General features: G+C 66.8%; 18 protein-coding genes. 15 read left to right on the forward strand and 3 right to left on the reverse strand.

Annotation, left to right across the window (positions count from 1 at the left end; translation table 11 throughout):
• Positions 1-71 precede the first annotated feature (71 nt).
• From AB7U46_RS02410 to AB7U46_RS02435, 6 genes are all read left to right on the forward strand, one after another.
• Positions 72-1,361 (forward strand): calcium-binding protein, encoded by a 1,290-nt coding sequence (locus AB7U46_RS02410; protein ID WP_428335332.1) that lies wholly within the window; start codon positions 72-74, stop codon positions 1,359-1,361.
• A gap of 142 nt (positions 1,362-1,503) precedes the next feature.
• Complete coding sequence (gene rpsO / locus AB7U46_RS02415; protein WP_428335333.1) at positions 1,504-1,773, forward strand: 30S ribosomal protein S15; 270 nt, start codon at positions 1,504-1,506, stop codon at positions 1,771-1,773.
• A 279-nt stretch (positions 1,774-2,052) separates the two neighbouring features.
• On the forward strand, positions 2,053-3,126 hold the full coding sequence (locus AB7U46_RS02420; protein WP_428335334.1) for a 2,3-butanediol dehydrogenase: 1,074 nt from the start codon (positions 2,053-2,055) through the stop codon (positions 3,124-3,126).
• A gap of 352 nt (positions 3,127-3,478) precedes the next feature.
• On the forward strand, positions 3,479-5,623 hold the full coding sequence (gene pnp / locus AB7U46_RS02425; protein ID WP_428335335.1) for a polyribonucleotide nucleotidyltransferase: 2,145 nt from the start codon (positions 3,479-3,481) through the stop codon (positions 5,621-5,623).
• 51 nt (positions 5,624-5,674) lie between these two features.
• Positions 5,675-6,409 carry a glycosyltransferase family 25 protein gene (locus AB7U46_RS02430; RefSeq protein ID WP_428335336.1) on the forward strand — a complete coding sequence of 245 codons (735 nt, stop codon included), beginning with the start codon at positions 5,675-5,677 and terminating at the stop codon, positions 6,407-6,409.
• A gap of 9 nt (positions 6,410-6,418) precedes the next feature.
• Positions 6,419-7,210 carry a sulfotransferase family 2 domain-containing protein gene (locus AB7U46_RS02435; RefSeq protein ID WP_428335337.1) on the forward strand — a complete coding sequence of 264 codons (792 nt, stop codon included), beginning with the start codon at positions 6,419-6,421 and terminating at the stop codon, positions 7,208-7,210.
• 45 nt (positions 7,211-7,255) lie between these two features.
• Here the strand turns inward: AB7U46_RS02435 and AB7U46_RS02440 are convergent, their stop codons facing one another.
• Complete coding sequence (locus tag AB7U46_RS02440) at positions 7,256-7,909, reverse strand: peroxiredoxin (RefSeq protein WP_428335338.1); 654 nt, start codon at positions 7,907-7,909, stop codon at positions 7,256-7,258.
• A 163-nt stretch (positions 7,910-8,072) separates the two neighbouring features.
• On the opposite strand from AB7U46_RS02440, the gene AB7U46_RS02445 reads away from it, so the two are divergent.
• The 5 genes from AB7U46_RS02445 to AB7U46_RS02465 all read left to right on the forward strand — a co-directional run bounded on the left by AB7U46_RS02445 (position 8,073) and on the right by AB7U46_RS02465 (position 12,318).
• Positions 8,073-9,509, forward strand: a complete 1,437-nt coding sequence (locus tag AB7U46_RS02445; protein ID WP_428335339.1) for an aldehyde dehydrogenase family protein — start codon at positions 8,073-8,075, stop codon at positions 9,507-9,509.
• Between the two features lie 160 nt (positions 9,510-9,669).
• The gene (locus AB7U46_RS02450; protein ID WP_428335340.1) at positions 9,670-10,458 is read left to right on the forward strand and encodes an exodeoxyribonuclease III; all 789 of its coding nucleotides are present in this window, start codon (positions 9,670-9,672) and stop codon (positions 10,456-10,458) included.
• 70 nt (positions 10,459-10,528) lie between these two features.
• Positions 10,529-11,428 carry a tetratricopeptide repeat protein gene (locus AB7U46_RS02455; RefSeq protein ID WP_428335341.1) on the forward strand — a complete coding sequence of 300 codons (900 nt, stop codon included), beginning with the start codon at positions 10,529-10,531 and terminating at the stop codon, positions 11,426-11,428.
• Between the two features lie 42 nt (positions 11,429-11,470).
• Positions 11,471-12,109: an LON peptidase substrate-binding domain-containing protein gene (locus tag AB7U46_RS02460; RefSeq protein WP_428335342.1), complete on the forward strand. Its 639-nt coding sequence runs from the start codon at positions 11,471-11,473 to the stop codon at positions 12,107-12,109.
• Positions 12,106-12,318 (forward strand): Trm112 family protein, encoded by a 213-nt coding sequence (locus tag AB7U46_RS02465; RefSeq protein ID WP_428335343.1) that lies wholly within the window; start codon positions 12,106-12,108, stop codon positions 12,316-12,318. The genes AB7U46_RS02460 and AB7U46_RS02465 overlap by 4 nt, the downstream gene beginning before the upstream one ends.
• Here the strand turns inward: AB7U46_RS02465 and AB7U46_RS02470 are convergent, their stop codons facing one another.
• Positions 12,319-13,545, reverse strand: coding sequence for an FAD-dependent monooxygenase (locus tag AB7U46_RS02470; RefSeq protein ID WP_428335344.1), 1,227 nt, complete (start codon positions 13,543-13,545; stop codon positions 12,319-12,321).
• 80 nt (positions 13,546-13,625) lie between these two features.
• Between AB7U46_RS02470 and AB7U46_RS02475 the strand changes: the two genes are divergently transcribed.
• The 4 genes from AB7U46_RS02475 (at position 13,626) to AB7U46_RS02490 (ending at position 20,097) form a co-directional block, all read left to right on the forward strand.
• Positions 13,626-14,942, forward strand: a complete 1,317-nt coding sequence (locus AB7U46_RS02475) for an amidase (protein ID WP_428335345.1) — start codon at positions 13,626-13,628, stop codon at positions 14,940-14,942.
• A gap of 117 nt (positions 14,943-15,059) precedes the next feature.
• The gene (locus AB7U46_RS02480) at positions 15,060-16,238 is read left to right on the forward strand and encodes an aminotransferase class I/II-fold pyridoxal phosphate-dependent enzyme (RefSeq protein WP_428335346.1); all 1,179 of its coding nucleotides are present in this window, start codon (positions 15,060-15,062) and stop codon (positions 16,236-16,238) included.
• Between the two features lie 12 nt (positions 16,239-16,250).
• On the forward strand, positions 16,251-19,418 hold the full coding sequence (locus AB7U46_RS02485) for a DNA translocase FtsK (RefSeq protein WP_428335347.1): 3,168 nt from the start codon (positions 16,251-16,253) through the stop codon (positions 19,416-19,418).
• An 82-nt stretch (positions 19,419-19,500) separates the two neighbouring features.
• Entirely contained in the window at positions 19,501-20,097 is a 597-nt protein-coding gene (locus tag AB7U46_RS02490) for a LolA family protein (RefSeq protein WP_428335348.1), read from the forward strand.
• Here the strand turns inward: AB7U46_RS02490 and AB7U46_RS02495 are convergent, their stop codons facing one another.
• A complete protein-coding gene (locus AB7U46_RS02495) occupies positions 20,098-20,676 on the reverse strand; it encodes a lytic transglycosylase (protein WP_428335349.1) in 579 nt (192 codons plus the stop codon). It abuts the gene before it with no gap.
• Positions 20,677-20,728 lie beyond the last annotated feature (52 nt).

Consider the following 20,728-nt stretch of genomic DNA (forward strand, 5'->3'; position numbering starts at 1 on the left):
AATGGGCGCTTTCCCTTTGGGTCAAAGGGCGTTTTCTGCTATGATCCCTGCGGTTGGAGTGGGGTAGTATCATGTTCTTTTTGTCCGGACTTCTGGGGCTTCTGGTGGCCGGAATGGCTGTCGGGATGATGCCCGGCGTCGCTGACGACAACCATGCCGATAGCGCCGAGGACGAAACGTCACAGGACGAGCTGGCGCAGGACGACGGCACCTCGGGCGGCACCGGCGATCTGCTTGATGAAATCGGTGACGGCACCAGCGGCGGCGACACTGTGGACGACGGCTCGGCGGATGGCTCGGGCGTGGATGGCAGTGGCGATACGGGCGACGATACCGGTACGGTGACCAGCGATGGCACGGAGGGCACCGATGACGTGACCGTCGATCCGGTCACGGATGACGTCACCGACAGCGGCGCGGTCACGGATGACGCCAGCGGCGACGATCCGGTCACCGATGACCCGGACAGCAGCGGTGATGATACCGGCACCGAAACCTCGCTCGGCAACGATGACGACACCGAAGACCCGGCCTCGCCCGATGCGACCGAGGGCGCCGACATCCTCTGGGGTGGTGCGGCGGCGGATACGATCGACGGTGCCGGCGGCAACGACCAGATCAACGGCTATGACGGCGATGACACGCTGGCGGGCGACGACGGCTGCGACATGGTCATGGGCGGTAGCGGCGATGACGAACTCCTCGGCGGAGAGGGGGACGATTGCCTGCATGGCGACGATGGCGAGGACACGCTGTCGGGTGACGATGGCGACGATACGCTCGCCGGTGGCATGGGCGACGACACGCTCGCCGGGGGCGACGGGTCGGATTCGCTGATCGGTGGCGCCGGTGATGACAGCCTTGATGGCGGTGAGGGCGACGATGCGCTCGAGGGCAATGACGGCAACGACATCCTCGTGGGCGGTGCCGGCCATGACGAGCTTTTCGGCGGCAATGGCGATGACGTTCTCGTCGGGGTTGTGCCGGATCCGCAAACGGGTGAGACTGATACCGACACGGGCGACTTCCTGAACGGCGGGGCGGGGGCGGATACGCTGATGATCGGGACCGATGACTGGGCCTCGGGCGGTGAGGATGGCGATCTCTTCGCGGTGGGCGAATGGATCGACCCGGCCGAACCTGCCACGATCTGCGACTATGACGCGACGCAGGACCAGATCGCCGTGGTCTACGACCCCGACACCGATGTCGATCCGCATGTGACGATCGAACCCTCGGACACCGAGGGCAACGCCTGGATCACGCTCAACGGCACGCGGCTCGCCGAGGTCGAGGATGCCGGCGATCTGAGCCCCTCCGACGTGCTTCTCGTCACCCCGGCGGAATTCGCCAATCTCTGAGCGCGGCGCGGAAGGGGCGTGAAAACGCTTCCCTTTCGCGCGATTCTCCCCTATACGCGCGCATCCGCCTTTGCGGACCTCCACGGGCCCTGCTGGACGACATCCCGGCTTGCGCCATCACCCTTTGACACAGGAGACCCCGATGTCGATCACCGTTGAAGACAAGAACCAGATCCTCAAGGATTACGCCACCAAGGAAGGTGACACCGGTTCGCCCGAGGTTCAGGTCGCGCTGCTTTCGAAGCGCATCGCCAACCTCACCGAGCACTTCAAGGAGCACAAGAAGGACAACCACTCGCGTCGTGGCCTTCTGATGATGGTGGCCCAGCGCCGCAAGCTCCTCGACTATCTGAAGAAGAAGGACGAAAGCCGCTACGCCGCGCTGATCGCGCGTCTCGGCCTGCGTCGCTGATCCTGTCCTGACCGGATTGCAAGCGCCCGTCTCGCAAGAGGCGGGCGTTTTGCTTTTGCCCGCGGTTCCGGGCCGCGCTGCACATCCGGTGTGCGGTGGTATACAGCGCTTCCATCTCGACACTACGCCGCACAGGTCTATCTCTCGGACAGGGTCGAAAGACCTTGAACAACAAGACCTTGCGCTGAAGTGGCGCGAGGGGTGGCCTGCTTCCCGGATGCGTTTCCCCGATGCCCGCGCCCCCGCGTGCGCCACTGCGCAAGCGGAAAGGAGAAGACCATGAAAGCCCTTCGTTTCCACGCCGCCAAGGATCTGCGCATCGAGGAGGTCGCCGACCTGCCGAAGCCCGGCCCGGGCCAGGTAGCGGTGAAGAACCGGTTCGTCGGCATCTGCGGCACCGACCTGCATGAATATGTCGCCGGCCCGATCTTCGTGCCGAGCGAGCCGCATCCCTTCACCGGAGCGCAGGCGCCGCAGGTGCTGGGCCACGAGTTCTCGGGCGAGGTCACCGCGGTCGGCGAGGGCGTCACCAACGTCAAGGTCGGCGACCGGGTCTCGATCCAGCCGCTGGTGATGCCGCGCTCGGGCGACTATTACGCGGATCGTGGCCTGTTCCACCTCAGCGAAGACCTCGCGCTTGTCGGTCTGAGCTGGGAATGGGGCGGCATGGCCGAGGCGGCGATCGTCAACGATTACAACGCGGTCAAGATCCCCGACTCGATGAGCTGGGAGGAAGCGGCGCTGGTCGAGCCGACCGCGGTTGCCGTCTATGCGGCCGAGCGTGGCGGTGTGACCGCGGGCGACAGCGTGCTGGTCACCGGCGCCGGCCCGATCGGCATGCTGGCGATGCTGGCGTCGAAGGCCTATGGCGCGACGAAGATCTTCCTGTCGGATGTGAACGAGACCCGGCTCGCGCTCGCGCGTGACATCCTGCCCGGCGTCGTCACGCTGAACCCGATGAAGGACGATGTCGTCGCCCGGATCCGGGCCGAGACCGAGGGCGGCGTCGGCGTCGACAAGGTGATCGAGGCCTCGGGCAACGAGGCGGCGCTGAACACCGGGCTGCAGGCGGTGCGCAAGCAAGGCGTGATCGTGCAGGTCGGGTTGCATACCAAAGACAGCCGCCTGCACTGGCATGACGTCACCTTCAAGGACGTCGATGTGCGCGGGGCCTGGGCCTATCCGACCCATTACTGGCCGAAGGTCGTCGACCTGATCGCCTCGGGTGCGCTGCCGGCGCTGAAGGTGGTGACCAAGAAGATCGCCCTCGACGATGCCGTGACCGAAGGGTTCGACGCGCTTCTCTCGCCCTCGGGCGAGCATGTGAAGATCCTGATCGACCTGCAGAAGTGACCCCATCTTCTGCCAGGTGGCGGGCCCTTCGGGGCACGTCGCTTTGGGGGTAGTCCGAAGCCCGGAACCGGCGCGCGCTTGCGCGGCAAGCGCCGGATCTCGTTCTGTCCGCGATCTGGGGCTGAGCAGCACGACCGTGCAGGGAGGCCGCGGGGCCCTTGGGCCGTGGCGCCCGCCATCGCCCCCCTCCAACTCCCCGCTTCCCAAAACCCCCGTTTTCCTGTATGCGCCGACCCATCTGCGACGTGAGGCCAGCCCCGGGCACATGCACAGGATAGGGGCGGCGGCAATGGGGCCGCCACGCAAACGGGAGACCGGAGGGTCCGGAGTGCTCCCAGACAGGATACGCTGAATGTTCAACGTTACGAAAAAATCGATCGAGTGGGGCGGCGAGACGCTCACGCTCGAAACCGGCAAGGTCGCCCGTCAGGCCGACGGCTCGGTCATCGCCACGCTGGGCGAGACCTCGGTCATGGCCAACGTGACCTTCGCCAAGGAGCCGAAGCCGGGGCAGGACTTCTTCCCGCTCACCGTGCACTACCAGGAAAAATACTACGCCGCCGGCAAGATCCCCGGCGGGTTCTTCAAGCGCGAAGCCCGTCCCTCCGAGAAGGAAACGCTGGTCTCGCGCCTGATCGACCGCCCCTGCCGTCCGCTCTTCGTCCCGGGCTTCAAGCACGAAGTGCTGGTGATGGCGACGGTGCTGTCGTGCGACCTCGAGAATGACCCCGACATCGTCGCGATGATCGCCGCCTCGGCCGCGCTGACGATCTCGGGCGTGCCCTTCATGGGCCCGATCGGTGCCGCGCGCGTGGGCTTCAAGGATGGCGAATACCTCCTGAACCCGTCGATGGACGAGATGACCAAGCTGCGCGAGAACCCCGAGCAGCGCCTCGATCTCGTCATCGCCGGCACCAAGGACGCGGTGATGATGGTCGAATCCGAAGCCTACGAGCTTTCGGAAGCCGAGATGCTCGGCGCGGTCAAGTTCGGCCATGAGCAGATGCAGCCGGTCATCGACCTGATCATCTCGCTCGCCGAATCCGCCGCGAAGGAGCCCTTCAACTTCGTGCCGCCGGATTACGCCGATCTCTACGCCAAGGTGAAAGCCGCCGGCGAGACCGAGATGCGCGCCGCCTTCGCGCTCAAGGACAAGCAGGAGCGCACCAACGCGATCTCCGCCGCGGTCGACACGATCAAGTCGCGTCTGAGCGAGGAAGATCTCGCCGACATCAACTTCGGTTCGGCGATCAAGAAGCTCGAATCGGGCATCCTGCGCGGCGACATCATCAATGGCGGCGCCCGCATCGACGGCCGCGACAACAAGACCGTGCGTCCGATCGTGTCGGAAGTCGGTCTGCTGCCGCGCACCCATGGTTCGGCGCTCTTCACCCGCGGCGAGACCCAGGGCCTCGTCGTCACCACGCTCGGCACCGGCGATGACGAACAGATCATCGACGCGCTGAACGGCAACTTCCGCTCGAACTTCCTGCTGCACTACAACTTCCCGCCCTATTCGGTCGGCGAAGTGGGTCGCGTGGGCTCGCCCGGCCGCCGCGAGATCGGCCACGGCAAGCTTGCCTGGCGCGCGCTGCAGGCGGTGCTGCCGGCGGCGACCGACTTCCCCTACACGATCCGCATCGTGTCGGAGATCACCGAATCGAACGGCTCGTCCTCGATGGCCACCGTTTGCGGTTCGTCGCTCTCGATGATGGATGCGGGCGTGCCGCTGAAGGCGCCGGTCGCGGGTGTGGCCATGGGCCTGATCCTCGAGGACGACGGCCGCTGGGCGGTGCTCACCGATATCCTCGGTGACGAAGACCACCTCGGCGACATGGACTTCAAGGTCGCGGGCACGGCGAACGGCATCACCTCGCTGCAGATGGACATCAAGGTCGCGGGCATCACCCCGGCGATCATGGAGCAGGCCCTCGCCCAGGCGAAGGACGGCCGGATGCACATCCTCGGCGAGATGGCCAAGGCGCTTTCGGCGCCGCAGGGCTTCTCCGAATACGCGCCGAAGATCGAGACGATGACGATCCCGACCGACAAGATCCGCGAAGTGATCGGTTCGGGCGGCAAGGTCATCCGCGAGATCGTGGAAACCTCGGGCGCCAAGGTCGACATCAACGACGACGGCGTGATCAAGATCGCCTCGAGCGATGCCGAGGCGATCAAGCGCGCCCATGACATGATCTATTCGATCGTGGCCGAGCCCGAAGAGGGCAAGATCTACCGCGGCAAGGTCGTGAAGCTCGTCGATTTCGGCGCCTTCGTGAACTTCTTCGGCAAGCGTGACGGGCTCGTCCATGTCAGCCAGATCGCCAACAAGCGCCTGAACCACCCGAACGAGGCGCTGAAGGAAGGTCAGGAAGTCTGGGTCAAGCTGCTCGGCTTCGACGACCGCGGCAAGGTGCGCCTTGGCATGAAGATGGTCGATCAGGAGACCGGCGCTGAAGTCGCTCCCGAGAAGGCCAAGGAAGACTCGGCCGAATGAGGCCAGCTCCGGCGCCCTTCGGGGCGCCGGTTCGCTTCGAGGCGGACAAAGATGCATCAGCCTCCCTGTTTTCTGATCAATCTCGATCGCAATCCCGAACGTCTGCGCGCCGCGACCACGGCGCTGGCGCAGATCGGCCTCGTGCCCGAGCGCGTACCGGCCGTCGAAGGCCGTGCGCTGGGCGAGGCCGCGTTGCGCGCCCATGATGCGGCGGCGCTCGCCACCATCGGGCGGCGGCTGAGCCCGGGCGAGGTCGGCTGCTTCCTCAGCCATGTTGCCTGTGCGCAGATCATCGTCGCGCGCGATCTGCCCTTTGCCCTCGTGCTCGAGGATGACGTGGCGCTCGCCCCCGACACCGGGGCCGATCTCGTCGCGCTGCTCGACCTTGTTGGCACCCGCGATTTCGATCTCGTCAATCTCGGCCGTGCGCCGTCGAAATTCTTCCGCGCCGAGGCTGCTCTGCCCTCGGGCCGCGCACTCGGTCGCGCCTGGTATTTCCCGGTCACCACCAGCGCGCTTTTCTGGTCGCAGGCCGGCGCGCGCCGCTTTCTTGCCGAGCATCGGATCGCCGCGCCGGTCGATGTCTTCCTGCAGAGCTGGCTGAGCGGCACCGGCCGCGGCCTTGCCTGCGCGCCGGCGCTTTTCGGCCTGAGCGGTGCGGCAAGCGAGATCGGCACTGGCTCCGGGCGCAAGCTCGACCGGGCGCGCGGTTACACCGCCTTGCGCCTGCGCCGTCAGGCGAGCACCCTCGCGCGCGCGGCGCTCGGCTGGCTGCGCCGCGGCTGAGGAGGTCACATGAGCCGCAGGGTCGCCCTTGCCCATCGCCCGAATTTCCTGAAAGCGCGCCTGCTCGCGCCTTTCTCCGCGCGTTACCGCGCCCGGCTGACCCTCGCGGGGGAGCCCGAAGCGCTGCTCGTCGTGGCGAACCATGTGGTGGTGACGCGCGACCGCCGCCTTGCGCTGGTGAAGAACTCGAAGGCGGGCTGCACCTCGGCGGCGCAGCTGCTTTACGCCTATGACACCGGCGCGGTCTTCGACGGCCGCATCCACCGCGCCGAGGATCAGATCGCCGGGCCGCTCCATGTGCGTGCCGGCCTCGACGCGCTTGCCGATCCTTCGGTCTACAAGTTCACCTTCGTGCGCAATCCGCTCTCGCGTTGCGTCTCGGCTTTCCAGGATTTCGTGCTCGACCGCACCAATCCGGGGGTTCGGCATCACCTGCCGCGGCTGCCCGCCTTCGGCTGGCGCCCCGATGCGCCCGAGGCGGATCAGTTCGACGCCTTTCTGAGCTATGTCGAGGCGAGCTTTGCCGCCGACCGGGTCTGGACCGATCCGCATTTCCGGCTGCAGACCATCAATATCGCGCTGGGCCAAGTGGATTACGACCATATCGGCCGGCTCGAACGCTATGCGGAGGACATGGAACATGTCCTGCGCGCCTCGGGCGCCTGGCGCGAGGATCTGGCCGCGCTGCTCAGCCGGCGCGACAATGCCTCGCGCGCGAAGAAATTCGTGCCCTCGCCCGAGCAGGCCGCCCGTGTCCGCGCGCTTTATGCCGAGGATTGCGCGGCCTTCGGATATGAATGAGGGGGCCCGAAGGCCCCCTCTCATCCGTACCGTTTCCGGTTGCGATCACTCGGGCTTCTTGACGAAGCGCAGATAGGGCAGCTTCACGTCGACATCGCCGAATTTCGCCTTCGCGTCCTCGGTGCTCACCGAAAGCCCGACGATCACGTCCTGCCCCGGCACCCAGTTCGCGGGGGTGGCGAAGGGGGCGCCGTCGGTCACCTGGATCGCGTCGAGCGCGCGCAGCACCTCGGCGAAGTTGCGGCCGACCGACATCGGGTAGATCATCATCAGGCGGATCTTCTTGTCCGGGCCGATGATGAAGACGGTGCGCACCGTGGCCGAGTTCGCGGCGGTGCGGCCCTCGGGCATATAGGCTTCGGCCGGAAGCATGTCATAGAGCTTCGAGACGGCAAGCGAGGTGTCGTCGATGATCGGGAAGGTCGCCGGGGCGCCGGCATAGGCGGAGATGTCCGCCTTCCATTTCTTGTGCTCCTCGACGGTGTCGACGGAGACGCCCATCACCTTGGTGTTGCGCTTCGCCCATTCATCGGCGAGCTGCGCGACGGCGCCGAATTCGGTGGTGCAGACCGGGGTGAAATCCTTCGGATGCGAGAACAGGATCGCGTAGCTGTCGCCGATCCAGTCGTGGAAACTGATCTTGCCCTCGGTGGTGTCGGCGGTGAAATCGGGGGCGATGTCGTTGATGCGCAGGCTCATTGCTTTCCTCCTGTCAGATGTTCCCCTGCGGATATAATGCCTTCGCGCCGATTTCACCCCCCTCGCATGCACATTTCTCCGCCGATCTGCGCGATCGGGTGCCAAAGCGGGGGGTTGAGGCCGCCGGGGCGGGATGCGATTTTGGCGCGAACAGGAGGATACCATGATCGAGAAACGCGACTTCTACATCGACGGGAAATGGGTGGCACCGGCGCGCGCACGCGATTACGCCGTGATCGACCCTGCGACCGAGGAGCCCTGCGCGGTGATCTCGCTCGGCGATGCCGCCGATACCGAGGCCGCGGTGGCGGCGGCGAAGGCCGCAGGCCCCGCCTGGGCCGCGACCGCCCCCGAGGAGCGGATCGCCTGCGTCGAGCGGATCCTGGCGAATTACCAGGCGCGCTATGAGGAAATGGCGCAGGCGATGAGCCTCGAGATGGGCGCGCCGATCGACCTTGCGCGCAGCGAGCAGGCGGGGGCCGGCACCTGGCATATCGAGAATTTCATCAAGGCGGCGAAGGATTTCCAGTGGATCCACCCGCTCGGCGACGGCACCCCCGGCGCGATGATCGCCTATGAGCCGATCGGCGTCGTGGGTCTCATCACGCCCTGGAACTGGCCGATGAACCAGGTCACGCTGAAGGTGATCCCGGCGCTGATCGCGGGCTGCACCATGGTGCTGAAGCCCTCGGAAGAGGCGCCGCTCTCCTCGCTGCTCTTCGCCGAGATGATCCATGACGCGGGCGTTCCCGCGGGTGTCTTCAACCTCGTGAACGGCGACGGCATGGGGGTCGGTTCGCAGCTCTCGACCCATCCCGACATCCAGATGATCTCCTTCACCGGTTCGACCCGCGCCGGCAAGGCGATCTCCATCGCGGCGGCCGAAACGCTCAAGCGCGTCGTGCTGGAGCTTGGCGGCAAGGGCGCCAACCTCGTCTTCGCCGATTGCGACGAGAAGGCGGTGAAACGCGGCGTGCGCCACCTGTTCGAGAACTCGGGCCAGTCCTGCAACGCGCCGAGCCGGATGTTGGTCGAACGCAGCTATTACGAGACTGCGCTCGAGATCGCGGCGCAGACTGCCGCGGAAACCCGCGTCGGCAACCCGCGCGAGGAAGGCCGCCACATCGGCCCGGTGATCAACCAGTCGCAATTCGACAAGATCCAGGGCCTGATCGAAAGCGGCATCAAGGAAGGCGCGCGGCTGATCGCCGGCGGGCTTGGCCGCCCCGAGGGGCTGAACAAGGGCTATTACGTGCGCCCGACGATCTTTGCCGATTGCACGCCGGAGATGACGATCGTGCGCGAGGAGATCTTCGGCCCCGTGCTCTCGATCATGCCCTTCGACAGCGAGGAAGAGGCCGTCGCGCTTGCCAATGACACGCCCTATGGCCTGACCAACTACCTGCAGACGCAGGATCCGGCGCGCACCAACCGGCTGCTGCGCAAGCTCGATGCGGGCATGGTCGTCGCCAATGGCAAGAGCCGTGGTGCCGGCGCGCCCTTCGGTGGTGTGAAATCCTCTGGCCGCGCGCGCGAGGGCGGGCGCTGGGGCATCGAGGAATTCTGCGACGTGAAGTCGATCGGCGGCTGGTCGGAGTAAGCCCGGCCAGTCACTGGTTGCGACCTCGGATGAGTATTTGAACCAAGAAAAAGCAGCTGTATTTTCTTGGCAAAAATACTCATTCCGCGGCGGGCAGGGGGCGGGGCGCTTGCCCTTTCGTGCCGTCCGCGCCAGTATCGCGGCCCCAAAGGAGACGCCGATGACCTTCACCCTCGCCACATGGAACATCAACTCGGTCCGCCTGCGCGAGGCGCTGGTCGCAAAGCTGATGCAGGAGGAGGCGCCCGATGTGCTCTGCCTGCAGGAATGCAAGAGCCCGGTCGAGAAGATCCCGCGCGAGGCCTTCGATGCGCTGGGCTATCGCCACATGGTGGCGCGCGGGCAGAAGGGGTACAATGGCGTCGCGATCCTCTCGAAACTGCCGATCGAGGAGGTCGCGGCGGAGGATTACGCGGGCCTCGGCCATGCGCGCCACATCGCCGGGCGGCTGGAAAACGGCGTCACCATCCACAATTTCTACGTTCCGGCGGGGGGCGACATCCCCGACCGGGAGCAGAACGAGAAATTCGGGCAGAAGCTCGATTTCCTCACCCATATGCGCGACGATTTCTTTGCCAACCGGCCGGAGAAGGCGATCCTCGTGGGCGATCTCAACATCGCGCCGCGCGAGGATGACGTCTGGAACCACAAGAGCCTCCTGAAGATCGTCAGCCACACGCCGATCGAGGTCGAGCACCTCGGCGCGACGCAGGACGCGGGCGGCTGGGTCGACGTCACCCGGCAGGACATCCCCGAGGGGCGGCTTTATTCCTGGTGGTCCTATCGCGCGGCTGACTGGGATGCGGCGGATAAGGGGCGGCGGCTTGATCATGTCTGGGCGACGCCCGACATTTCGAACGCCGCGCATGGCAGCCGCGTGCTGCGCGCCGCGCGGGGCTGGGAGCAGCCCTCCGACCACGCGCCGGTCTTCGCGACTTTCGACCTCTGAGACGATCCGCCCCTTGGCGAGCGGCCTGCCCGCGCGCATATAGGGGGCAACAGATTTGGGAGTGACAGCCATGATCGGCAGCGAAGCGAAAACCACCCATTCCGAATTCGTGAAGGACGTCACCGAGGCGAACTTCATGGCCGAGGTCGTCGACAAGTCGATGACCGTTCCGGTGATCGTCGATTTCTGGGCGCCCTGGTGCGGCCCCTGCCGCCAGCTCGGCCCGGCGCTCGAGGCCGAGGTGACTGCCGCCAAGGGCAAGGTCGTGATGGCCAAGGTCAATGTCGACGAGAACCAGATGATCGCCGGGCAGATGCGCGTGCAGTCGATCCCCACCGTCTATGCCTTCTGGCAGGGTCAGCCGGTCGACGGGTTCCAGGGCGCGCTGCCAGGATCGGAGATCAAGAAATTCGTCGAGAAGCTCACCGCACTCGCCGGTGACGGAGGTCTTGCCGATGCGGTGAAGGCAGCCGAGGAAATGCTCGCCGAAGGCGCCGCGGTCGATGCCGCCGAAACCTTCGCCGCGATCCTCGGCGAGGATGCCGAGAATGCCGAGGCCTATGGCGGGCTGATCCGCGCGCATCTGGCGCTCGGCAATCTCGAACAAGCGGAGCAGTTCCTTGCCGCGGTGCCCGCGAAGATCGCCACGGCTGCCCCGGTCGAGGCCGCGCGCGCGCAGATCGCGCTTGCGAAACAGGCGGCGAAGGCCGGTCCGCTCGACGGGCTCAAGGCAAAGGTCGAGGCCGATCCCGCCGATCATCAGGCGCGGTTCGACTATGCCACCGCGCTCCATGCCGGCGGTCAGGTCGAGGAGGCGGTCGATCAGCTGCTCGAACTTTTCCGCCGCGATCGCGAGTGGAACGAGGGTGCGGCGAAGACCCAGCTCTTCACCATCTTCGACGCGCTCAAGCCGACCGATCCCATCGCTGTGAAGGGGCGCCGCCGGCTTTCCTCGATGATCTTCGCCTGAGCGGATTGCCGGATCGGATCGGCGCGCTAGCTGAGGCGCATGATGATCAAGGCCTGCGATCTTCCCGAACAGATCCCGCTGTTCCCGCTGCCCGGGGCGCTTTTGCTGCCCCGGGGGCGCCTGCCGCTCCATATCTTCGAGCCGCGTTACCTTCAGATGATCGAGGATTGCCTGAAGACGCGGCATCGGCTGATCGGCATGATCCAGCCCTGCAAGACCCGCGAGGGGGCGCCCACGCTCTCCGCGATCGGCTGCGCCGGGCGGCTCACGGGGTTTTCGGAAACCGAGGACGGGCGCTACATGATCACCCTTTCGGGGATCTCGCGCTTCCGGTTCGGGCATGAAGAGGAGGGGTTCTGCCCCTATATCCGCGCCGCGGTCTCCTGGGCCGATTTCCCGCGCGATCTGGGGCCGGCGGAGCATGATGCGGCATTCGATCGCGATGCCTTCCTCGATCTGCTCGCGCGCTATTTCCAGGCGCAGGGGCTCGATACCGACTGGGACAGCCTGAAGGATGCCGAGGATGAGCTCCTGATCAATTCGCTCGCGATGCTCCTGCCGCTCGAGACCGAGGAGAAACAGGCGCTGCTCGAGGCGCCCTGCCTGACGACGCGGCGCGAGACGCTGGTCACGCTGCTCGAATTCCACCTTCATGGCCGCTGCAAGGATTGCAAGCAATGAGCGCCGATCTGCCCCCGATCGCCCGCGAAGCGGAACGCAGCCTGTTCGACCGGCGCATGCTCGAGGCGCTGGTCTGCCCGCTGACGCAGACCACGCTGCTTTACGACGCCGAGCGTCAGGAACTGGTGTCGAAGGCGGCGGGGCTTGCCTTTCCGATCCGCGGCGGCATTCCGATCATGCTCGAGGACGAGGCGCGTCGCCTCGACTGATCAGATCGCGCGCCCCTGCATCAGCCGGGGCAGGGGGCCGCTGAGGCCCGCCGCCTGCCGCATGAAGCCGCGCCGCAGCGGGCCGATCGACTGCACCAGCCCCATGCCGAGGTCACGCCCCGCGCGCAGGATCGGATTGTCGTTCGAAAACAGCTTGTTGACCGTATCCATGCCAAGCGCGAGCGAGGTCGAATCGAACCGCCGCCAGCCCTGATAGCGGGTAAGCACATCCAGCGCGCCGATATCCTCGCCACGCCGGGCGGCCTCCACCACCACCTCGGCAAGCGCGGCCACATCGCGCAGCCCGAGGTTCAGCCCCTGACCCGCGATCGGATGCACGCCATGCGCGGCATCGCCGATCAGCGCGACGCGCGGCGCGGCATAGGCCCGAGCCAGCGTGAGGTTCAGCGGATAGCTGAAACGCGGACCGGCGAGGGAAATCTGCCCGAGGAAATCGCCGAAACGCGGCCGCAGCAGCGCGAGGAAATCTTCGTCGTCGAGCGCGGCGATCACCTCCGCGTTCGCGTCGGTCTCGCTCCAGACGATCGAGGAGCGATTGCCGGTGAGCGGCAGGATCGCGAGCGGCCCGTTCGGCATGAAGAACTGATAGGCGATGCCGTCATGCGGTTTCTCATGTGCGATCGCGGCGACGAGCGCGGTCTGGCCATAGCCCCAGCCCTCGCGCGTGATGCCGGCGCGTTCGGCGACGCCCGAGCGGCGGCCATCGGCGCCGACGAGGAGTTTCACCGTCATCTGCCGCCCGTCGGAAAGCGTGGCGACGATGCCTCCGGGCACCCCCTCCTGCGCGGTGACCGAGGTCGCGGGGATCAGCGTGATCCGCGGCTCGGCCCGCATCGCGTCGAGGAAGGCGCGATAGAGGAAGCGGTCTTCGAGCATGTAGCCCACCGGGCGCTGGTCGAGCTCGGAGCTGTCGAAATGCAAAAAGAACGGGGCGGCGCCCTCGCCCGGGCGGCCGTCGAAGGCCTTCACCTCGTTCATCGGCTGCGCCTGTGTGGCCAGCGCCGGCCAGAGCCCGATCGCCGCGAGCAGCTTCTGCGAGGCGATGGCGAGCGCATAGGCGCGCCCGTCGAAGGCATCCTCGGCGCGCTGCCGTTCGGGGGCGGCATCGACCACGGTGACGGTAAGACCCGCCTGAGCGAGCGCGAGCGCGAGCGCGGGGCCGTTGAGCCCGCCGCCGGCAACGAGGACGTCTGAATCGTGTTTCATGGCGCGCAGTATGCGCGGCGGATCGGGATTGTCCATGCGCGCCCGTGTCGCTAGCGTGGCGCAAAATGCAGGAGGGCGGCATGGACGCGCGGTTTTGGTCGGCGGCGGAGCAGGGGCGGGCGATCGCCGCGGGCAGGCTCGATCCGGTGGAGCAGGTCGAGGCCTATCTCGAAGCGGCGGAGGCTGTGCCCGATGTCTATGCGCGCCTCACCCCCGAACGCGCCCGCGAGGAGGCGATGGCCGCGCGCACGCGGGCCCGGGCGGGGCTGTCGCGCGGGCCGCTCGATGGCGTCGCGCTGAGCTGGAAGGATCTCTTCGACAGCGCCGGGATCGTGACCGAGGCCGGATCGCGCCTGCTCGAGGGCCGCGTGCCGGAGGAGGATGCCGCGGTGCTGGCCACGGCAACGCTCGGCGGCACCGTCTGCCTTGGCAAGACACATATGACCGAGCTCGCCTTTTCCGGGCTCGGCATCAACCCGATGACCGCGACGCCGCCGAATGCGGTCACACCGCATCTCGCGCCCGGGGGGTCGAGCTCGGGCGCGGCGGTTTCGGTGAAGCTCGGTCTGGCTGCGGGGGCGATCGGTTCGGATACCGGCGGTTCGGTGCGCATCCCTTCGGCCTGGAACGATATCGTCGGGCTGAAAACGACACATGGCAGGGTGTCGACCGCCGGGGTGGTGCCGCTCTGCAAGCGCTTCGACACGGTCGGGCCGCTTGCCCGCACGGTCGAGGATTGCGCGCTGCTGCTCGCCGCGCTCGAGGGGCGGCGCGCGCCCGATCTGCGCGGCGCGACGCTTTCCGGCGCGCGGCTTCTGGTGCTGGACGGGCTCCCCTTCGAGGGCGCCCGCACCGAACCAGTGCGCGGCTTCGAGGCGGTGGTGAAACGCCTCGAACAGGCGGGAGCAAGGATCGACCGCCGTGCGCTGCCGATGGTTACCCCGGCGATGGCGCTTTCGGGCATCCTTTTTGCGCCAGAGGCTTACGGCCTCTGGAAAGACGTGATCGAGGCGGCGCCGGAGCGGATGTATCCGGTGATCCTGCAGCGCTTCCGTGGCGGGGCGGGGGCCGCGGCCGCCGATTACGTCAAGGCCTGGGACGATCTCGCCCGCTTCCGCGCGCACTGGCAGCGTGCCACCGCGGGCTATGACGCGGTGCTGGTGCCGACCGCGCCGATCCTGCCGCCCGATGCGCAGCGGCTGCTCACCGACAGCGCCTATTTCGAGGCGGAGAACCTGCTTGCCCTGCGCAACACCCGCATCGGCAATATCTTCGGTCTTTCTGTGCTGACCCTGCCGACGGGCGAGCCGATGTGCGGCCTCTCGCTGATGGGCAAGCCGATGGGCGAGGATGCGCTGCTGCGTCTTGGCATGGCTGCAGAAGCGGCGCTTGGCTGAAAAGCCACAAGCCCCGCTGCCAAGGCCCGGGCAAGGCGCGCTTTTTCTGGACGAGCGGCCCGCGCTTCGGTAGGTTTGTCGCAAACGGGGCGAAACGACCCCGGAGACGAGGCACCGATGGACACTCCCGAGCGGTTTGCGAACCTGCCCGAATATGCGTTTCCGCGTTTGCGGGCGCTGCTCGATCACCACCAGCCCGGCGGTGAGCCCATTGCCATGACCATCGGCGAGCCGCGTCACCCGATGCCCGATTTCGTTGCGCCGGTGCTGGCCGCGCATGTTCCTGAATTCGCGAAATACCCGCCGAACGAGGGTACGCCCGAGCTGCTCGCGGCGATTTCCGGCTGGCTGAAGCGGCGCTTTGGTGTCGATGCGGCGGCCAATCAGATCATGGCGCTCAATGGCACGCGCGAGGGGCTGTTCAACGCGGCCGTCGCGCTCTGCCCCGAGCGCAAGGCCGGCAAGCAGCCCGTCGTGCTGATCCCGAACCCGTTCTATCAGGTCTATGCCGTAGCCGCGGCGACGGTGGGCGCAGAGGCCGTCTTCGTTCCCGCGACGGAGGAGACCGGCTTCCTGCCCGATTACGCGAGCCTGTCCCCTGAGGTGCTCGACCGCACCGCGATCGCCTATCTTTGCTCGCCGGCCAATCCGCAGGGGGCGGTCGCCTCGCGAGACTATCTCACGCGGCTTCTGCAACTGGCGGAGAAACATGATTTCTACGTCTTTGCGGACGAATGCTATTCCGAGCTCTGGCGCCTCGCGCCGCCGCCCGGGGCGATGGAGGTGGCGCAGGATCTGGGGCTCAGCCCCGAGCGCGTGGTGATCTTCCATTCGCTTTCGAAGCGGTCGAACCTGCCGGGGCTGCGTTCGGGTTTCTGCGCCTCGGGGCCGGAGAACATGCGCCGGATTCGCCAGCTGCGCGCCTATGCCGGGGCGCCGCTGCCGCTGCCGATCCAGCGCGTCTCCGAACGCGCCTGGAGCGACGAGGCGCATGTGATCGCGAACCGCGCACTTTACGCCGAGAAATTCGCCGATGCGGAGGAGATCTTCGCGGGCATGAACAGCTTCCGCATGCCGGAGGGCGGCTTCTTCCTCTGGCTGCCGGTCGAGGATGGCGAGGCGGCGGCGCTGAAGCTTTGGCGCGAGACCGGGGTGCGGGTCTTGCCCGGGGCCTATCTCGCGCGGGAAGTGAACGGGGAAAACCCCGGTCGAAAATATATCCGGGTGGCCCTGGTCGCCCCAAGAGAAGAAACGCGGCGCGGGCTGATCCAGCTTCGCGACTGTTTGAGCAAGTGAGGACGGTTGAGCATGGCATCCTATCAGGCAAGACAGCGTGACCCGCTTCTGGATCAGAACACCCAGGCTGTGCTTGAACGACGCGGCAAGGAACTGCTTGGCCTCGGCCTCGTGATCCTGGGCGTGCTGGTGGCGATGATGCTCGCCTCCTACGCGCCCGAGGATCCGAGCTGGATGGCGGCCTCCGATGCGCCGGTGCAGAACTGGCTTGGCCGGATCGGCGCGGGCATCGCCTCGCCGCTGATCGTGATCGTCGGGCGTGGCGCCTGGCTTCTGCCGGCCGGCCTCGTCGTCTGGGGCCTGCGCCACATCCTGCATCGCGGCGAGGAGCGCGCCTCCGCGCGTGCGCTCTTCCTGCCGATCGCGATCGCCGTCGCCTCCGTCTATGCCGCGCTTCTGGTGCCGGGCGCCGACTGGGGCCAGGCCTATGGGCTTGGTGGCAATTTCGGCGACATGATCGCCGGTTCGCTGCTGGGCATCTCGCCGGTTTCGGGCTCGATCGGGCTCAAGCTGCTCACCGTGGTGATGGCCTTCGTCACGCTGGGGATCAGCGGCTTCGTGCTCGGCTTCGATCGCGTCGAGGTGCAGACGATCCTGCGCTTCCTGATCCTCGGCTCGGTCGCCACCTATGCGGCGATGATGAATGCGCTGGGCAAGGGGGCTTCTGCCTCGGTGCAGGCCGCGCATCACGCGGCCGAACGTGCCCGCCAGCGTCGCGCCGCGGCGGCCGAACGCGCCGCCGATCTCGCGGCCTGGGAGGCGCAGCAGGCCTGGGCGCAGGAGCAGAGCTATGCGGCACAACCCGCGGCGCAGCCGGCGCCTGTCTCGCAGCGGCCCTCGATGTTCTCGCGCATCCGCCGCGCGGAACCGGAAGCCGATTATGCCGATTACGCGCCCGAACCCGAGCTGATCGAGCCGGCCCCGCGCGGCTGGCAGATGCCGGTGACCGAGGCCCCCTCGGAAGATCGGATCAAGGCGCGCATCGCGCAGGCGGTGAAGACCCGCGCCGTCGCGCCGATGATCCATGCCGAGCCGGAGGACGACTTCGACCTGCCGCCGGCGCCGCGCGGCGTCGCCCTGCGCGCCGAGCCGGCGATGGCCCCCGCCCCGGTGGCGCCCCCGGCTCCGGCGGCGCCCGCCTCGGTGCTGGCGGCGGTTGCCTCGCGCCTCGCGCGCGGGCCGAAACCGCCGGTGGCGCCCGCGCCGCAACCGGCGCTGCGCTCCGAGCCGCCGCTGCAAGCGCGCCCGCGGTTCATGCCCGGCTTCGCCGCCCCCGCGGCGCCCGCCGCGCCGGAGCCGGTGCTGAGGGCCCCCGCCGCGCCGGAGGTCATGGCAGAGGAAACCTGGGCGCCGGAACCCGACTGGCAGGCGCAGAGCTACGCCGCCGAGGAAGCCGCGGCCCCGGCTTTTGAGCCTTTCGAGATCGCGATGCCGGAGATCGGCGAGGATTTCGCCGAGAGCGATTTCGACCGCAACGCTTTCAGCGAACTCGATGACGAGATCCCCGCGATCCCGGTTTCGGCGCCGCGCATCACGCTCGATCGTCAGGTGATCCCGCCCGCGCCCGAGCGCCGCGTCGTCGCGCCGGTGCGCAAGCCGGTCGCCCCTTCGAAACAGGCGATCGCCGAGGCGCAGCCGCGGCTCAGCTTCGAAGCGCCGGAACATCCCGCCTACGAGCCGCCGCCGCTTAACCTGCTGACCAATCCGACCACGATCCAGCGCCACAGTCTTTCGGACGAGGCGCTTGAGGAAAACGCGCGGATGCTGGAAAACGTGCTCGACGATTACGGTGTGAAGGGGGAGATCGTTTCGGTCCGCCCCGGCCCCGTGGTCACGATGTACGAGCTCGAACCCGCGCCGGGTCTGAAGGCCTCGCGCGTGATCGGGCTGGCCGACGACATCGCGCGCTCGATGTCGGCGCTTTCGGCGCGCGTCTCGACCGTGCCGGGGCGCTCGGTGATCGGCATCGAACTGCCCAATGCCCATCGCGAGAAGGTCGTGCTGCGCGAGATCCTCGCGGCGCGCGATTTCGGCGACAGCAACATGCGGCTGCCGCTCGCGCTCGGCAAGGACATCGGCGGTGAGCCGGTGATCGCCAACCTCGCGAAGATGCCCCACCTGCTGATCGCCGGGACCACCGGCTCGGGCAAGTCGGTGGCGATCAACACGATGATCCTGTCGCTGCTTTACAAGCTGTCGCCGGACGAATGCCGGCTGATCATGATCGACCCGAAGATGCTCGAACTCAGCGTCTACGACGGCATTCCGCATCTGCTCTCCCCGGTGGTGACCGACCCGAAGAAGGCCGTCGTCGCGCTGAAATGGGTCGTGGGCGAGATGGAGGAGCGCTATCGCCGCATGTCGAAGATGGGCGTGCGCAACATCGAGGGCTACAACGGCCGCGTCCGCGAGGCGATGGACCGCGGCGAGATGTTCAAGCGCACGGTGCAGACCGGCTTCGACGAGGAGACCGGCGAGCCGATCTTCGAGACCGAGGAATTCCAGCCGCAGCCCTTCCCCTATATCGTCGTCATCGTCGACGAGATGGCCGACCTGATGATGGTCGCCGGCAAGGAGATCGAGGCCTGCATCCAGCGCCTCGCGCAGATGGCGCGCGCCTCGGGCATCCACCTGATCATGGCGACGCAGCGCCCCTCGGTCGACGTCATCACCGGCACGATCAAGGCGAACTTCCCGACCCGGATCTCGTTCCAGGTGACGTCAAAGATCGACAGCCGCACCATTCTGGGCGAACAGGGGGCGGAGCAGCTTCTGGGCATGGGCGACATGCTCTACATGGGTGCCGGCTCGCGCATCACCCGTATTCACGGGCCCTTCGTTTCCGACGAGGAAGTCGAGGAAATCGTCAACCATCTCAAGAGCTTCGGGCCGCCGGAATATATGTCGGGCGTGGTCGACGGGCCCGATGAGGAAGTGGCGAGCGACATCGACCAGGTTCTCGGCCTCGGCTCGGGCAGCGACGATGTGGAAAACGCGCTTTACGACACCGCGGTCGCGATCGTGATCAAGGATCGCAAATGCTCGACCTCCTATATCCAGCGCAAGCTTGGCATCGGCTACAACAAGGCCGCCCGCCTCGTCGAGCAGATGGAGGATCAGGGCGTCGTGAGCGCCGCGAACCACGTCGGCAAGCGCGAGATCCTCGTGCCCGAACAATAACTCGGCACGAAAGTGAACGGAGCCCCGTGCGACGTGATCGCGCGGGGCTTTTTCTTTTGCGGCGTTCGACTACATTCGGGGCATGAAACTGCTTCGCCTTGCCCTCGCCCCCGTCTTCGCCCTCGCCCTGGCCGTTCCGGCCTTTGCCGAGAAGATCCCGCTGAACCAGATCTCGGCCTATCTCAACGGGTTGCAGACGGCGCAGGCCGATTTCACCCAGGTGAACGCCGATGGCTCGATCTCGACCGGCAAGGTCTATATCAAGCGCCCCGGCCGGGCGCGGTTCGAATACAGCTCCGACAAGACGCTGGTGATGGCCTCGGGCGGGCAGGTGGCGATCTTCGATCCGAAGTCGAACCAGCCGGCCGAGCAATATCCGCTCGCGCGCACGCCGCTCAGCCTGATCCTCGCCGAGAAGGTCGATCTTGGCCGCGCGAAGATGGTGGTGGGGCACACGAGCGACGGCAAGACGACGACCGTCGTCGCGCAGGATCCGGAGCATCCGGAGTACGGCACGATCCGGATGGTGTTTTCCGACAGCCCGGTCGAGCTGCGGCAATGGGTGATCACCGACGACAGCGGCGCGAAGACGACGGTGATCCTCGGGGATCTGAAGACGGGCGGTGACCTCGGCGCGCGGCTCTTCAGCATCAATGCCGAGATCGCCGCGCGGAAGTGATCACTTGCCGCAGGCGCGCAGCTGCTGCTGATACATGTCGGCGCGCGACTGGACCCGGTCGGCCACCGCGAGCAGCCAGCCCTTCGAATTGTGCGACCCGTTCGCAAAACCCGAGCGCCCCTCGTGATAGGCGAGATACTGGCTGCGCGCGTCGTATTTCGAGATGCCGAGCTTCTTCGCGGACCCGTCCATGTACCAGCCCATGAAATCGGTCGCGTCCTGGATCCGGTTGCGCTTCGCGCCGTAGCGCCGGGTGTCCTTGCGGTAGTCGTCCCAGGTGGAATCGAGCGCCTGGCTATAGCCATAGGCCGAGCTTTGCCGCCCGAGCGGGATCACGCCAAGCGCGAAACGGAACGGCGTCTTCGCATTGCCGACGAATTTGCTTTCCTGGTGGATCGTCGCCATCTGGACGTTGATCGGAATGCCCCAGCGCGCCTCGGTTCTGCGCATCGCATTGTAATAGGCCGGCTTCTCGCGGGCGAGAAGGCAGGCGTTATCGAGGTTGCGCGGGGCCTGCGAACTGCCGCCACCACAGGAGGCGACCATCAGCAGGATCGCCAGCTTCAGGAACTTGTTCATGACTGCTCTGCCCGATCGGCTTTGTTTTCCGGCATTTTAGGCGAAAATTGCC

The sequence above is a fragment of the Paenirhodobacter sp. genome (assembly GCF_050177655.1).
GTDB lineage: Bacteria > Pseudomonadota > Alphaproteobacteria > Rhodobacterales > Rhodobacteraceae > Rhodobacter.